This is a genomic window from Larkinella sp., from assembly GCF_965227735.1.
In the GTDB taxonomy this organism is placed as follows: Bacteria; Bacteroidota; Bacteroidia; order Cytophagales; family Spirosomataceae; genus Larkinella.
The window spans coordinates 393,555-409,596 of record NZ_OZ245776.1; the positions used below are offsets into that span (position 1 = coordinate 393,555).

Consider the following 16,042-nt stretch of genomic DNA (forward strand, 5'->3'; position numbering starts at 1 on the left):
GGGTAAAATGAATGCTAATGCTTCGGTTTGGGCATCTGCGCCAGAAACGATTGGTAGAACGTTACAAACCGGGCCGGTGGCGGTTGCCGCGGATCACCCCAGCTTACGGTAAATTCCTGCTGGTTTTTCTTCCAGCTTACAAACTGGTAGCGGTTTCCCGGCTGGTTAAACCGGGTGGTTTTAATCCGGCACGTTTTCTCCAGTTCGTTGAAAAACCGCCGGGTGGTGGCCGCCGGTTTCCGTCCGAGCCGGGTATAGAGCGAATCATTATCAGACTTGACGTATAGGTATCCGTTTTCCAGCCAGCAGTAGACCCTTGACGCACCGGTGATGCCGCCCCCCTGTCCGATCATGATCTGACGGTTTTTGTAGGTATAGGGATACCGGGAACCGGTTTGCGCCCGGCACAGCCCGACAGCAACCAGGACAAGACATCCGAGAATAAAAGTTTTGAGCATGATGTGGTTTGTTCTGAACCTGGGCGAATGTAGCGGACCAACCGCCCGTTCTGCTACCATTCCATGCATGAGTCGTCAAAAAGGGGTGTTGAAGCGTAGGTCGTTGAGCAAGCGGTTGGTGGCGGCTGAGCAGCGCGTTCGTCTGCGGCTTTGAGAGAAACCCACCGGAGTGGTTTTTCCGGTGGACTTGTTGAGGAAATTTGCCGTTTCGAACCGGTGGAAAATAACACTGGACAAGGAAAATAGACATTTCGAAAAAATGGCTATTTTTCAACTAATCTTGGCCATTTTTAGTATAAAATCATCCATTTACAATCAAAAACAAAACCTATTATTCACAATAGCAACGGTTTTTATAGAAAACTACTTTATTTTCACAGTGTACATATATTTTCAGACCTCTGGCAAGTGGATTGATTCAAAAGAGCCTTTAACTATATTATTAGTAGTTGCTTTTAAGCAAAACCATACCCATACAGCTCGTTTTAATTTCTTCAATCCAAGTCTATTTTTACTAAAATCTATTCACTAACCAAGACAATTTTGCACCAAAATTATAAAATTGGCTATGCAAACGAAATTTTGTGTTTTGGACTTTTCGCAAAATATATTTTAATGTAACTTGCACATCCAACGCAAAAACAGTAGTGTCTGCTGATTATAGTTCGTTTTTTCGTTACTCGCCTGCAGATATTTTGATTTGCCATTTTTTCAATAACAAAACCACAAACGAGTTTACGCCGATGTCTTCTTCTAACGCACCGCAACAGGGTCTGTACCGGCCTGAGTTTGAACACGACGCCTGTGGAATTGGATTCGTAGCGCACGTCAAAGGTCGCAAGTCGCATCAAATTGTCGAGGATGCCCTTACGATGCTTACGCGCATGGATCACCGGGGTGCGGTTGGCTACGAACCCAATACGGGCGATGGCGCCGGAATTCTGATTCAGATTCCCCACGAACTTTACGTCGATGAATGCCGGAAGCTGAGCTTCTCGCTGCCGTCGGCCGGCGATTATGGCGTCGGGATGATCTACATGCCCAAAGACGAGCGTCTGCGGAAAGAATGCCGCGATATTCTCAACCGAACCATCAAGAAATTGAACCTGGAGTTGATCGGCTACCGCGTCGTTCCGGTCGATTCGTCCGATCTGGGCAACGGTTCACGCTCGGTGGAACCGGTGATGGAACAGGTCTTTATTCGCAAACCCGAAACCCAGACTTCCGACGAATTTGAGCGTAAATTATACATCGTACGAAACTACAGCAGCCGGATTATCAACGAAACCGTTGCCGGCGTTGAGAATAATTTCTATTACTCCTCGCTTTCGAGCCGGGTTATTACTTATAAGGGTCAGTTAACGACCAAACAACTCCGTGACTACTTCCCCGATTTGCAGCGGGAAGAACTGGTTTCGGCCCTGGGTGTGGTTCACTCCCGGTTTTCGACCAACACCTTTCCTTCCTGGAAACTGGCGCAGCCATTCCGTTACATTGCCCACAACGGTGAAATCAATACCGTGAAGGGAAATGTCAACTGGATGAAAACGGCGGAAGCCATGCTCGAATCCAAGCTGTTTACGCCGGAAGAGCTGGCCATGCTCCGCCCAATCTGTAACCTCAACCAGTCGGATTCGGCCAACCTCGACAACGCCATCGAATTGCTGGTGATGTCGGGACGCTCGTTGCCGCATGTAATGATGATGCTGGTTCCGGAAGCCTGGGACGGCAACGAAAGCATGGACCCCGATCGGCACGCTTTTTATGAATACCATGCGGCCATTATGGAACCGTGGGACGGTCCCGCGTCGATCTCGTTCACCGACGGTCGCATCGTGGGTGCCACCCTCGACCGGAACGGCCTACGGCCTTCGCGCTACTGGGTGACGGACGAGGACGTGGTCATCATGGCTTCCGAAGCCGGTGTCAACGACATCGACCCGGCACGGGTGGTCAAGAAAGGCCGTTTGCAACCGGGCCGCATGTTTGTCGTCGATCTGGAGCAGGGCCGCATCATCAGCGATGAAGAAGTAAAAGCAGACATCTGTTCGCGCCAGCCCTACAAGCAGTGGCTCGACGAATATAAAATCAAAATTACCGAGTTGCCAAAACCAGTCCGCACGTTCAGCCACATGCGGAAACAGGACATTACGCAACGGCAACAGGCGTTTGGATTTACGTCCGAAGACCTCCGCATGATTCTGGCACCGATGGCCGAAACCGGTCTGGAAGCCCTCGGTTCAATGGGGACCGATTCCCCCCTGGCCATCCTGTCGGAACAAAGCCAGCACCTGGCCAACTACTTCAAGCAGCTTTTTGCCCAGGTGACCAACCCGCCGATCGATTCGATCCGGGAACGGGCCATCATGTCGCTGATCTCGTTTGTCGGCGCCACCGGCAACCTGTTGAGCGAAGACCCCGAGCACTGCCGCCTGATCGAATTGACGCAGCCGGTTCTGACGATCGAAGAGTTTGACAAACTGCGGTTTGTCGATAAAAACCACTTCCAGGCCAAAACCATCAATACGTATTTCCGCGCCGACGACAGCACGGGCCTCGAACGCGCCCTGGAACGGATTTGCCGCTACGCCGAAGACGCCATCGAAGACGGTTTTGAAATCATTATCCTGTCGGACCGCGCCATCGACTCCGACCACGCACCGATTCCTTCCCTGCTGGCAACCTCGGCCATTCACCACCACCTGATTCGCCGGGGACTGCGCGGCCAGGTCGGTATTCTGGTCGAAGCCGGTGACGTCTGGGAAACCCACCACTTCGCGACCCTGATTGGCTACGGTGCTTCCGGGGTGAACCCGTACATGGCGTTTGAAACCATCACGGATATGAAGGAGCACGGCTTGATTCAGGCCGATTATCCGGTTGAAAAACTGCATCAGAATTACATCAAGGCCGTTAATAAAGAGTTGCTCAAGATTTTCTCGAAAATGGGCATCTCAACGCTTCAGTCCTACCAGGGTGCCATGATTTTCGAGTGCCTTGGTCTGAACAAAGAAGTCGTTGACAAATACTTTTCAGGAACGATCTCCCGGATTGGCGGAATGGGTTTGGAACAAATCGGCCGCGAAATTCTGGTTCGTCACCGGCAGGCTTTCCCAAAAAACAACGTCCTCAATCCCCGGCTGGAAGTGGGCGGTGTTTATCAGTGGAAACAACGCGGTGAAGCGCACATTTTCAACCCCGACACGATTCACCTGCTGCAACAGGCGACCAAAAAGAACGACTACCAGATTTACAAGAAATACGCCAACCTGATCGATGACCAAACCCGGAAGGCGCTGACGCTGCGCGGTTTGATGAAGTTCAAGAAAGGCAATCCGGTTCCCATCGAAGAAGTAGAACCGATTGAAAGTATTTTCACCCGGTTTGCGACGGGAGCCATGTCGTTCGGTTCCATTTCGTGGGAAGCCCACACAACGCTGGCCATTGCCATGAACCGCATCGGCGGCAAGAGCAATTCCGGTGAAGGCGGTGAGGACGAATTGCGGTATACGCCCCTGGCGAACGGCGACAACATGAATTCGGGCATTAAACAAGTGGCTTCGGGCCGGTTTGGCGTCACGAGTCATTACCTGACGAACGCCCGGGAATTGCAAATCAAAATGGCGCAGGGTGCCAAACCCGGCGAAGGCGGTCAGTTGCCCGGTCATAAAGTGGATGACTGGATTGGCCGCACGCGTCACTCGACGCCGGGTGTCGGCTTGATTTCGCCCCCGCCCCACCACGATATTTATTCCATCGAGGATTTGGCGCAGCTCATCTTCGACCTCAAAAATGCCAACCGGGCCGCCCGCATCAGCGTCAAGCTGGTGTCGGAAGCTGGCGTTGGAACGATTGCCGCCGGGGTTGCCAAAGCCCACGCCGACCACATCCTGATTTCGGGTCACGACGGCGGAACGGGAGCCTCTCCCCTGAGTTCGATCCGCCACGCGGGTCTGCCCTGGGAACTGGGACTCGCCGAAACCCACCAGACGCTGGTTCGCAACAAACTGCGGGGCCGCGTGACGGTGCAAACGGACGGTCAAATCCGGACGGGCCGCGACCTGGCCATTGCCGCGCTGCTCGGTGCTGAAGAATTTGGCGTTGCCACCGCTGCGCTCGTCTCCGTTGGTTGCATTATGATGCGGAAATGTCACCTGAACACCTGTCCGGTGGGCGTTGCCACGCAGAATAAAGACCTGCGGGCGTTGTTTACCGGAAAACCGGAACACGTCGTGAACATGTTCACCTTCCTGGCGACGGAACTGCGCGAAATCATGGCCGAACTCGGCTTCCGGACCATCAACGAAATGGTGGGACAGTCGCAGATGCTCGAAATGCGCAAGGACATCAAGCACTGGAAATACGACCACGTCGATCTTTCGGCGGTGTTGTTTAAAGACGCCAACAACCTGGATGTAGCCCTGTACAAGCAGGAAGAGCAGGATCACGGTATGACCGATATTCTGGACTGGGAACTGTTGAAAGTCTCCAAACCCGCGCTGGAAACCGGCGAATCGGTGTATGCAGAATACCCGATTATCAACCTGAACCGGGCGGTGGGTACGGTTTTATCGAACGAAATTTCGAAAGTATACGCCGGAAAGGGACTACCCGAAGGCACGATTCACTTCAAATTCCGGGGTACGGCCGGGCAGAGCTTCGGCGCGTTCAACACCCACGGCATCAAACTCGAACTGGAAGGCGATGCCAATGATTATTTTGGCAAAGGACTCTGTGGCGCGCAGTTGATCGTGTATCCCGACCGCATGGCACCGTTCAAACCGGAAGAAAACAGCATCGTCGGAAACGTGTCGTTCTACGGAGCGACCTCCGGGGAAGCTTACATCCGCGGGATGGCGGGCGAACGGTTCTGCGTCCGGAACTCCGGGGCAAAAGTGGTGGTCGAAGGCATTGGTGATCATGGTCTGGAATACATGACGGGCGGTTTAGCGGTAATTCTGGGTTCAGTCGGTCGGAATTTCGCAGCCGGGATGTCCGGCGGTGTAGCCTACGTCTGGGATCAGGAAGGAGATTTTGCGTCCAAAGTGAACGGCGAAATGGTCAACCTCGAAGCCCTGGACAGTGAAGACGTCGCTCTCATCAAAGAATTCGTCGAAAAACACTTCCAGTATACCACCAGCAATGTAGCCCTGCAACTGATTCAGGACTGGGACAACCTCATCAAGCAATTTGTCAAAGTGATGCCGAGCGATTTCCGCAAGGCGCTGGCCGGACGCGGGATTTCCCTGGCCGATCAGATCCGCGACAAAAATGTGGTATACCAGGACATCGTTGTGGACGTGGCACACGGATAACAACTGATTTTCTTTCGTTATCTTTGTTTAAAAACAAGGTAATAGCATGAAAAACTGGGATGAAATTGCCTCCACATCCGAATTACTGGCAGCCGAGGAAATCAAACGTTCCTGGGATGAGGGTGATCTGGAAGATGCGGCTCTCGGTCTGAATCAGTTAATTGAAACGATGTCACGTTCTGAACGCCGGGCTTTGCAAAGCCAACTGGTTCGGTTAATGCACCACATCATCAATTGGAAAATTCAGCCGGAAAGACGATCCAAAAGCTGGATTATATCGATCAAAAACGCCCGCTATGAAATTGCCGGTTTGCGAAAATACACACCTTCTCTGAATGAGAACTTCATCAATAGCATTTGGGAAGAAGCCTTTACCGAAGCTCTTGACGAAGCTGAGACTGAAACGGATGTGTCAGCAAAAGGCATTCAACTGACCTGGGACGAAGTATTTGAAAAACCGTATACGCTTTAATCTACATGGGAAAACCCACTGGATTTTTAGAATTCACCCGCGAACTGCCGAAGAAACGCGACGTTCAGCAGCGGGTTCATGATTACAAGGAAATCGAACAACCGTTCGCCGTTGAAGATACGCAGAAACAGGCAGCCCGCTGCATGGATTGCGGAATTCCCTTCTGCCACAACGGGTGTCCGCTGGGCAACATCATCCCCGAGTTCAACGACGCCGTCTACGAACAGAACTGGGAATATGCCTACGAAATTCTGGCATCGACCAACAATTTTCCGGAATTCACCGGCCGCATTTGCCCTGCGCCCTGCGAGTCAGCCTGTGTGCTGGGGATCAATAAACCGCCGGTTGCCATCGAATTCATAGAAAAATCCATTGCCGAAGCGGCCTTTGCGCGGGGGTTTGTTCAACCCGGCAAAGTGGCCAAACGGACGGGTAAAAAGGCGGCTATCGTGGGTTCCGGTCCGGCTGGACTGGCCGCGGCTGCCCAAATGAACAAAGCGGGTCATGACGTGACGGTATTCGAACGGGCCGACCAGATTGGTGGTTTGTTGCGGTACGGTATCCCCGATTTCAAGCTGGAAAAATGGGTGATCGACCGTCGGCTGGCCGTGATGGAAGCCGAAGGCATCACGTTCAAAACCGGCGTCAACGTCGGCGAACACATCAAAGCGAAAGAACTCCTGTCCGATTTCGACGTCATCTTACTGACGGGCGGTTCCACGGTTCCCCGCGATCTGCCGATTCCGGGCCGGGAACTGAAAGGTGTTCATTTTGCGATGGAATTCCTGAGCCAGCAAAACAAACGCGTGGCCGAACGCCCGGTTGTGGTTGACCACCGGGGTGCCAACTACGAAAACGGCGACCTACTGGCTACCGGCAAAAATGTTGTGGTCATTGGGGGTGGCGATACGGGTTCCGACTGTGTGGGAACGTCGAACCGCCACGGTGCCAAATCGGTAACCCAGATTGAGTTGATGCCGATGCCCCCGGCCGATCGGGCCGAGAGCACGCCCTGGCCGAACTGGCCGATGATGCTCCGTACCTCGACCTCCCACGAGGAAGGCTGCGAGCGGCACTGGTCGATCAACACGAAAGCCTTTATTGGTGACGAAAACGGCAACCTGAAAGCGCTGCGCATTGTCGATCTGGAGTGGCAAAACGTCGACGGCCGCATGAACATGGTCGAAGTGCCGGGTTCGGAACGCGACATTGAATGTGAGCTGGCGCTGCTGGCAGCCGGTTTTCTGCATCCGCAACAGGAAGGCCTGCTGAATGCGCTCGAACTGGAATACGAGCGGGGCAACGTCAAAGCTGTGAACTACCAGACCACTACGAATCCGAAGGTATTTGCTGCTGGCGACATGCGCCGGGGACAATCCCTAGTGGTATGGGCCATTTCCGAAGGCCGTGAAGCCGCGCGAGCGGCCGACCTCTTCCTGATGGGTGAAAGCCAACTGGAAGCGAAAGCCAAGTCGATGTTCGCGACGGTCTGACCACGGAAAACGATACTACGTAGCCGCCGGTTTGACGACCGGCGGCTTTTTCTTTTTTTATACCTTTGCCCACTCCTGTTTCCATTACCCATTATGACATTTTTGAAATCCAACCGGCTCAATGATTTACGCTACGAAATTCGCGGACCGGTTTACGAGAAAGCGCTTGAACTGGAAAGTCAGGGCTATAAAATCATCTCGCTGAACATCGGCAACCCGGCTCCGTTCGGGTTCGACGCACCCGATGAAATTGTTCACGACATCATCCTGAACATCCGGAATGCACAAGGCTATTCCGACTCACGGGGGCTGTTTGCCGCCCGGAAAGCGGTGATGCACTACACGCAGAATCTGGGGATTAAGGACGTTGCGATCAACGATGTCTTTATCGGCAATGGCGTGAGCGAACTGATTCTGCTTACGATGCAGGCCCTCATCAACGAAGGCGATGAGGTGCTGGTGCCGTCACCGGATTATCCGCTCTGGACGACTTCGGTGGCACTTTCCGGCGGAAAACCGGTGCATTACCTCTGCGACGAACAGGCCGACTGGAACCCGGATCTGGAAGATCTGGAAAGTAAAATCACCTCCCGCACGCGCGCCATTGTGGTCATCAACCCCAACAACCCCACGGGCGCGGTGTACGACAAACACATTCTGCAAGGCATCGCCCGGATTGCGGAGAAACACCAGTTGATTCTGTTTTCGGACGAGATCTACGACAAAATTCTGTACGACGGTGCCGTGCATTATCCAATGGCGACGATGGTGGAAGACACCCTCTGTATCTCGATGGGCGGTTTGTCGAAGAACTACCGTGCGGCCGGTTTTCGGGGGGGCTGGCTCATTTTGAGCGGGGCCAAACACCGGGCCAAATCCTACATCGAAGGGTTGACACTGCTGGCCAGTATGCGACTTTGCGCCAACGTCCCGACCCAATACGCCATTCAAACCGCGCTGGGTGGTTATCAGAGCATCAATGACCTGATTATGCCCACGGGTCGGCTTTACCGGCAGATTCAGCTTGCGTATGACCGCATTACGGCCATTCCGGGTCTGACGTGCGTGAAACCCAAAGGCTCGCTGTACATCTTTCCGAAAATTGACCTATCGCAATTCAGGATTGCCAACGACGACGATTTTGTGTTTGACTTACTGGAAGAACAAAAGGTGCTGGTGGTGGCCGGAACGGGCTTCAATTACGTCCACGACGACCATTTCCGGATCGTCTGCCTGCCCTCCGTCGATGACCTGAATCCGGCCATCGACCGCATCGAAGCGTTTCTGGAAAGCCGTCGGAAGTAACATACCAGTGTCCCGGTAGGGACAAAACAGCGTAGCGTCGGTAGCAAAAAAAGAATTAGGACTTTCGCTTTTGCCCCTAAATCCCCTAAAGGGGACTTTCTGATCCGGATTAAGCTGCGTCCAAGTCCCCTTTAGGGGATTTAGGGGCAAAAGCGAAAGTGTATAGAGTTATCAGACATAAGTCCTAAGAATGATAAATGTAAAATGAGGAATGTTAAATGTAAAAGTCTTGCAATCCAGCACTTTTACATTTAACATTCCTCATTTTACATTTATCATTCCCTTTCTCCTTTTACCGCCCCATCACCAAGCGCGTCTGGGCCGGTGATCGCTCGGCATCCTGGAGCTGGATGTTCAATGATCCAGTTGCCTGAACCGCCCGGTCAATGGCCAGCGTGATCGTATGAACGCCCTGCGGCAGCTCCGCCACGATGCCCTGATCGGTGAGTTTGACCGGTTTTGAGCCCATCCAGGCCGTAACCCCCGCCGTTGAACCAAACACCAGATTGACGTTGCCTTTGCTGACCACTTCGATGTCAAACCGTACAAAACTGTGGCGTTTGCTGGCGGCCGTTTCCACCACCGGCAGTTCATCGAGCGGCAGTTCTCCAACCACTTTGCTGTACGCCGGTTGAAAAGGCACTTTCGCATTATCCTTTGCAACATACCCCAACCCTTCCTCGCGGATTTTTTTAGCCAGTTCTTTCGTCGGAAAAACCGTGTTCCAGCGACGCACAAACCGGGTGGTCGGTACCCGGAACTGACCCGATTCGCCCATTTTGGACAGAAAACCAACCAGGTTGATGAACTCCTGCTTCTCCAGACTCGCCGTCAAACCCGCAGGCATCAACGAACCGGGTACTTTTTCGATGACATTGATCTGGCTTTTAGGAACCGAAACCTCCATCCCGGCAACGTCCCGAATCACAATATCCGACGTTCCGTTGCTGACAATATAGCCCATTAGTTCGCTTCCGTCTTTTTTCGCGATCCGCTGCAATTCGTAGCCTTCTTTGATGGACTGGTTCGGATACAGCAACGAGCGGATGATCGTTTCGACCGGCGAACTCGTTCCAAGGCTGCTCAAATCCGGGCCGATTCGCCCCCCGGCCCCGCCAATCGCGTGGCAGGTCTGGCAGGTCAGGGCTGCCTTCCGGAACACCAGTTCGCCCTTCGCCGGGTCGGCGGTTTCCTGAATGATTTTCGCCAGACTGGTAATTTCCGGGCCGGACAGTTCCTGCGCCATTCGCTCCACCGGCAAAACCCCGCCCGATGCTTCCAGGGCCTGGGTCAGCAGTTTGACGGTTTCGTCGTTCCGGCGGTTGTAGGGAATCTGGCGCTGCAGAAGCTGCCGCCCGGCCTTTGCCATGCTTTCCGGTATTTTCCGGGCCGTCAGTTCGTCAGCGAGGGCTTTCGCGCCCTGTTTATTGGACAGAAACGCCTTAAACAGGTCGGAGACATCCGTCTGAGCGGGCAGGCTTCGCAGCAGGTCCCCCCCGATCCGGGCGGCTTCGGAAGCATTCACCGACACCAGTTGAGAAGTCGCGGCCAGTCGTAAATCGGCCGGATTTTTTGCTCCCGTCAGGTCCGTCAATAGTTTCCGGCTGCTTTCTGTATTCAGTGTTGCCAACGCGCCCAAAGCCGCTTTTTGCGTGTTTTTGTCGCCCTTTTGGGCCAGGCTCACCAGCGTTCCGCTCAGGTTTTCCAGTTTCCACAAACCCATCAACCGAATGGCGCTGGTGGCAACGGCGTCATCATCGTTTGCAATAAAACCGGAAATCCGATTCAGATCCTGGCTGGGTTTCACGCCCCGGCGGGCGGCTTCTTCGAGTGCTGCCAGTTGAGCCGCTCCGTTTTTATTCCCGTCTAAGGCTTTATTAAACAGAAGCGTCACATCAGCCGTACTGCCAAATTTAGCAATCGACCCCAGCACGTCTTTCTGGTACTCGACCGGAATCTGGTCTTTCTGGTACAACTGCGCCAGTTGCGAAACCGCTTCGGCACTGCTCACCGACTTGAGGGCAAAGGCGGTTTTTCGGGCATCACCCAAAAAATCGGGCTTCGCTTTCAGGCTGGCCATCCACAACGGCTCCAGTTCGCGAACGGTTTGCCACAGGGCAAAATCCAGAAATTCATCCATCGGCTGCTCCAGAACCGACAAGGCGGTTTTGGCCGCTTCAGCGGTTTTCACGTTGCGGAGCGCAATGACGGCTTCCAGCCGCACCTGGGGATGAGGGTCACCCACGGCTTTGGTCAGCCGGGTTGGCACGTTGCTTATTTTAGTGTGCCACAACTGAAGCGCCCGCAAGGCAGCCGCCCGGGCGTTGTGGGTTTTGGCATCCAGGAGTGTCGACAGCAGCGGTTCATTGATCACATCCAGCGTCTGATACACCCATAGGGCTTCCAGCAGATGGTGTTCGTAATCCGGATTGGTTTTGTCCAGTTCCTGCACCCACTTCTGCAGGGCCGGAATCACGTCTTTGGCGCCCCGGGCTTTCAACACCTGCTTGGCCTGCGAACGGGTCCAGTCTTCCGGTAACTTGAGCGCTTCCAGAAGCTCAGTGACGGAAGCTTTGCTCAAAGGTGGTTTTTTAACCAACGGGCGGTTTTTGGCCACAATCCGCCAGATGCGCCCGTGTTCCTGATCCCGGCGCGGGTCGTGGAAATCGACCTCGCCGTGCTGAATAATCGGGTTATACCAGTCAGCCACGTAAATCGCTCCGTCAGGTCCGACGTTGATATCGACGGGACGAAACGCGACGTTGTCCGTCCACATCAAATCTTCGACCTGCCGGGAAGCGTACCCACTGCCCTGCTCTTCCAGCTTGAACCGGTTGATGCGATTGGCGCGGAAGTCGTTGGTAATCACGCTTCCCTGCCACGATTCCGGCAAGTGACGGCCCGAAATCACGTCCAGCCCGCTGTGTTTGGGTTGACCCGGATTTAAGCCCCGGATGATTCGGGCGGCCCCCGGTGAAGTCACGAACGTTGCCCCCGGAAAAGCGTAGTTGATGCCTTCGCCCCCCGCGCCGTCTGTCAGAAACGACTGCCCCCAGCGGTCGAACTGAAGCCCCCACGGGTTGATTAATCCTTTGGCGTAGATGTCCAGATCGAGCGTTTGCGGATTCAGTTGCCAGACACCACCGCCTTCCAGCCGCCGGATGCCTTTGGGCGTTTCTACGTGGCTGTAGATGTAGATCGACTGGTTGAAATACAACCGCCCTTCCGGTCCCCAGCGAAACGTATGGATCAGGTGGTGGGTATCTGCCGTGCCGAAACCGTTCAGAATCCGGCGTTTTTTGTCGGCTTTGCCATCGCCATCCGTATCGGCAAAGTGCAGAATTTCCGTCGAGTTGGCGACATAAACGCCCCCGTCGCCGGGCAGAATTCCGGTGGGCGTCAGCAGGCCTTCCGCAAAAATGGTCGATTTATCGGCTTTGCCGTCGCCGTCTGTATCTTCGATAACAAAGATTTTGTCGTTGGCTTCTTCGCCGGTTTTCAGGTGCGGATAGGCCGTGCTGCTCACCACCCACAACCGACCGTCGGCATCCCAGTTCATCTGGATGGGCTTGGCGACAAGCGGTTCGGCGGCAAAAAGGGTCACCTCAAAACCGTCGGCAATTTTAAACGACTCCAGTTCTTTCTTCACATCCGGGTCCGGATTTTCCTTCCGGTCGTCCTGGTTAACGGAAGAGGTAATGAGCAAAACCAGCGGAATGACAACGAGCCTTCGCAGGATGTTCAGGGTTCGGATATTTTTCATGACTTTTAGGCTATTTCAAGGGGGTAAGTTGATACACGCTCGCTTTGGGCGTTCGGTTCAGGGCGATCTGGCTTTCCAGCCACTTGATCAGGATATTCTGCTCCTCCAGGCCCTTCACATGCCGACCCTGTTCGTAGGAGCGGAATCCCAGAATGTAGGTCGTGTTCAGCGGGCGGTATTGGAAATAAAACAGGTCGTTCTTTTTCAGGATCATCTCCCGCAAACGGCTGGCCTGCTCGAATGCCGCTCCCTGGCGGATCGGAACCCCGGCGGCCCAGTCTTTGGCGGAAGCCGTGATCACGTCGGTTTTGTCATTGGTGAGCGTATAAAAGCCTTTTTTCAGTCCGGTAATTTTAACGACGCGCACAGCCTCCACGGTTTCCGGCAACGGAAGCGAACGTTCTTCCAGCGTAAACTTCAAATTGGCACTTTCCTGATCCGGGTTCAGTATCTTGACGGGCGCGGTCGCTTCGGCACCTTGTTTGGAAACCGTGATCACGACATTCCCGGTTCTGGCCGGAAGTCCCAGGCTTTTTTCCAGAAGGGTTGCCAGATAATAATAACCGGTTTCGTTGAGGTGAATTCCGTCTTCGGTAATGGTCGCTTTCTGGCTTACCTCCTGAATCGGTTTGAAGAGATCGATGAATGGTTTGTTCCGCTCCGACGCCATTTTAGCCATCGCCGAAGCATACACTTCCAGCATGGTATTGCGTTTGGCCCGGTTTTCGGGTGTATCGGCGGAGAGAATCGGAATGGGCGACAACAGAATGGTTTTGGCACCCAACTGGTCAATTTTGTCGATTAGTTTGGCTAAACCGTCGCGAAAAACCGGCAGACCGGCCTCGCCATCCTGGGCTTCAATGCCGCCAAAAGCCAGAAAAACCAGGGTTGGTTTGGCTTTTGTGAGGTGTTCCATCAGCAGATCGTAGCCGGTGGGCGGGTTGGTAATGGTGCTTCGGGCTACGCCAAAAACATTGTCTCCGGTCCAGCCCAGGTTGCGGAAGGTAACGTCGCGGTCGGGAAACCGGGTGGTCAGGGCGAGTTCCAGGTAGCCGAACTGCATGTCGTCCTCGAAAAGTGAATTTCCCAGGAAAACCACACGCTCACCATTTTTAAGATCAAAGGGGGGATTAGAAGCCACGGGGGTAGTCTGAGCAACGGCCAATCCGACGGGGAAGGTAATCAGCAATGCAAACAGGAAACCGAATGTGGCCGATACTATAATCTTTCTCATGCAGATGAATTTTGGTAATCCTCAAAGGTAAAGATGGATTAAAGCCTTTCCATCCGGTTGACTCCTGTATTTATACGATTTGGGAGAATTCCGTCGAAAATCCGTCGTTCGGACCTCAAATTTAGGCGAAAAAAGAAGCTCTTTCGAGGAAGATACCAGTGGAAATATAAATCGATCAGGGGTTCTGAATGAAGCGTTATGAGTTAAGCATTATGCGTTATATCTTGTCAGTTCTTTCGTCACCGACAACTCATCATTCTTAACTCATAACTACAGTATGGCCTCTTTTACCAGCAAAAAAACCAACCTTTACATCTTTCTCAGTGCGGTTTTCTTAACCAATGCGATTATTGCCGAAATTATCGGGGTAAAAATCTTCTCCGCCGAAACCCTGTTGGGCGTCCCCCCGGCGCAATTGCACCTGCTCGGCGATTTTGTGCTGGATTTTAACCTGACCGCGGGCGTCGTGATCTGGCCTTTCGTGTTTATAACGTCCGACATTATCAACGAATATTACGGCATTAAAGGCGTCAAACAAATCTCTTACATTACGGCCGGTTTTATCGCCTACAGTTTTTTAATTATCTACTTCGTCACCACCCTTCCACCGGCCCAATTCTGGCTCGATGTCAACAAAACCGACGCCGTTGGGAATCCGGTCAACATCAATAACGCGTTTGCCATGATTTTCCGGCAGGGCCTCGGCATCATCATCGGTTCGATTACGGCCTTCATGGTAGGGCAATTGCTGGATGCCACGGTTTTTCAGTCGCTGAAAAGAATTACCGGCAGCCGCAAAATCTGGCTCCGCGCCACCGGTTCGACACTCGTTTCGCAGTTGATCGACAGCTTTGTCGTGCTGACCATCGCTTTCTACGTTTTCGGAAACTGGCCTTTCAAACAGGTTATTGCCGTCGCCATTGTCAATTACATCTACAAATTTTTCATAGCGGTTGCGCTAACACCTATCCTGTATGTCGCTCATTATCTGATTGATAACTACCTCGGCAAAGAACACGCCAAAGAATTGGCAAACGAATCGAGCATGAGTTCGTTTATGTAGTATGAAAACCGTTTTCCTGTCTGTTGCCCTCCTGTCCGTGGCTGGTTCGGCCCTGTCACAGAGCCCGTTGCTGACTCTGGTCAACACCGAAAAGAAATTTGCCCAGCAATCCCGCGACAGCACAACCAAAGCCGCCTTCCTGTCGTATCTGGCTCCGGACGGTATTTTGTTTTCTAAGGGAAAAGTAACCAATGGGCGGGAGTTGTTTGAAAAAGGCCCCGAAAGCCCCGGAAAGCTGACCTGGCAACCCATTGCTGCCGATGTGTCGGCTTCAGGGGATCTGGGCTATACGACCGGGCCGTGGGAATCCCGGCCAAAAACCCTGGCGGACAAGCCTACGGGCTATGGTCATTATGTTACCGTTTGGGAAAAACAGAACGATAATAACTGGCGGATTGCCTTGGACATCGGCATCACCCACCCGGCACCCGACTCCCCACCCGTCAACACCATTCGGGCGGCAACCGGTATTCGCAGCGTAACCAGCCCGGACACGGCCAAAAACCGGGAAGCCCTGCTGGCTTTTGATACCCAGTTTGTCAAGGTGCTGGAAAAAAGCGGAGCGGCCGCGACCTATAAGCAATACCTTGCCCCCCAGGCCCGACTGTATCGGATGAACCAGCAGCCGTACGTTGAACGCACAGCCATAGACTCGCTCCTGAAGCAGCCCGTGACGCTGGGTTTCTTACCTCTGAATGCCTCCGTGGCCGAATCGGGCGATTTAGGCTATGTGTATGGAAATTCGCAGGTGATGGCAACCGTAGCTGGCAAAGCCGTTAAACAAATGGGAAACTACCTGCGGGTTTGGAAAAAAGACAGCCAGGGTCAGTGGAAAATCGTGCTGGACCTGATTAATCTGGAACCGGCAGAGTGAAGAAAAGGAAGCGTTGTTTCGCGGAGTAAATCAGAGTTAAGCAGAGTTTTCTTTAAAAACTTTTC

10 protein-coding genes are annotated in these 16,042 nt (G+C 53.3%); 7 read left to right on the plus strand and 3 right to left on the minus strand.

All coding sequences use genetic code 11. The features are described from left to right. Positions 1 to 14: 14 nt before the first annotated feature. Positions 15 to 458 carry an FAD-binding oxidoreductase gene (locus ACO064_RS01680; protein ID WP_421825691.1) on the minus strand — a complete coding sequence of 148 codons (444 nt, stop codon included), beginning with the start codon at positions 456 to 458 and terminating at the stop codon, positions 15 to 17. Here ACO064_RS01680 and ACO064_RS01685 point away from each other — a divergent pair. From ACO064_RS01685 to ACO064_RS01705, 5 genes are all read left to right on the plus strand, one after another. Continuing rightward, entirely contained in the window at positions 457 to 612 is a 156-nt protein-coding gene (locus tag ACO064_RS01685) for a hypothetical protein (protein ID WP_421825692.1), read from the plus strand. The genes ACO064_RS01680 and ACO064_RS01685 overlap by 2 nt on opposite strands. Positions 613 to 1,201: 589 nt before the next feature. Then, a complete protein-coding gene (gene gltB / locus ACO064_RS01690; RefSeq protein WP_421825693.1) occupies positions 1,202 to 5,773 on the plus strand; it encodes a glutamate synthase large subunit in 4,572 nt (1,523 codons plus the stop codon). A gap of 46 nt (positions 5,774 to 5,819) precedes the next feature. After that, positions 5,820 to 6,245 (plus strand): DUF29 domain-containing protein, encoded by a 426-nt coding sequence (locus tag ACO064_RS01695; protein ID WP_421825694.1) that lies wholly within the window; start codon positions 5,820 to 5,822, stop codon positions 6,243 to 6,245. Positions 6,246 to 6,250: 5 nt separating this feature from the next. Then, the gene (locus tag ACO064_RS01700; protein WP_421825695.1) at positions 6,251 to 7,738 is read left to right on the plus strand and encodes a glutamate synthase subunit beta; all 1,488 of its coding nucleotides are present in this window, start codon (positions 6,251 to 6,253) and stop codon (positions 7,736 to 7,738) included. A 93-nt stretch (positions 7,739 to 7,831) separates the two neighbouring features. After that, a complete protein-coding gene (locus ACO064_RS01705; RefSeq protein WP_150881336.1) occupies positions 7,832 to 9,043 on the plus strand; it encodes a pyridoxal phosphate-dependent aminotransferase in 1,212 nt (403 codons plus the stop codon). A 292-nt stretch (positions 9,044 to 9,335) separates the two neighbouring features. Here ACO064_RS01705 and ACO064_RS01710 read toward each other — a convergent pair whose 3' ends face one another. Next, a complete protein-coding gene (locus ACO064_RS01710; protein WP_421825696.1) occupies positions 9,336 to 12,806 on the minus strand; it encodes a PVC-type heme-binding CxxCH protein in 3,471 nt (1,156 codons plus the stop codon). Between the two features lie 10 nt (positions 12,807 to 12,816). Further along, on the minus strand, positions 12,817 to 14,040 hold the full coding sequence (locus ACO064_RS01715; protein WP_421825697.1) for an SGNH/GDSL hydrolase family protein: 1,224 nt from the start codon (positions 14,038 to 14,040) through the stop codon (positions 12,817 to 12,819). Between the two features lie 277 nt (positions 14,041 to 14,317). On the opposite strand from ACO064_RS01715, the gene ACO064_RS01720 reads away from it, so the two are divergent. Both ACO064_RS01720 and ACO064_RS01725 read left to right on the plus strand, forming a co-directional pair. Then, a complete protein-coding gene (locus tag ACO064_RS01720) occupies positions 14,318 to 15,103 on the plus strand; it encodes a queuosine precursor transporter (protein WP_421825698.1) in 786 nt (261 codons plus the stop codon). Between the two features lies 1 nt (position 15,104). Then, complete coding sequence (locus ACO064_RS01725; protein ID WP_421825699.1) at positions 15,105 to 15,977, plus strand: YybH family protein; 873 nt, start codon at positions 15,105 to 15,107, stop codon at positions 15,975 to 15,977. Positions 15,978 to 16,042 lie beyond the last annotated feature (65 nt).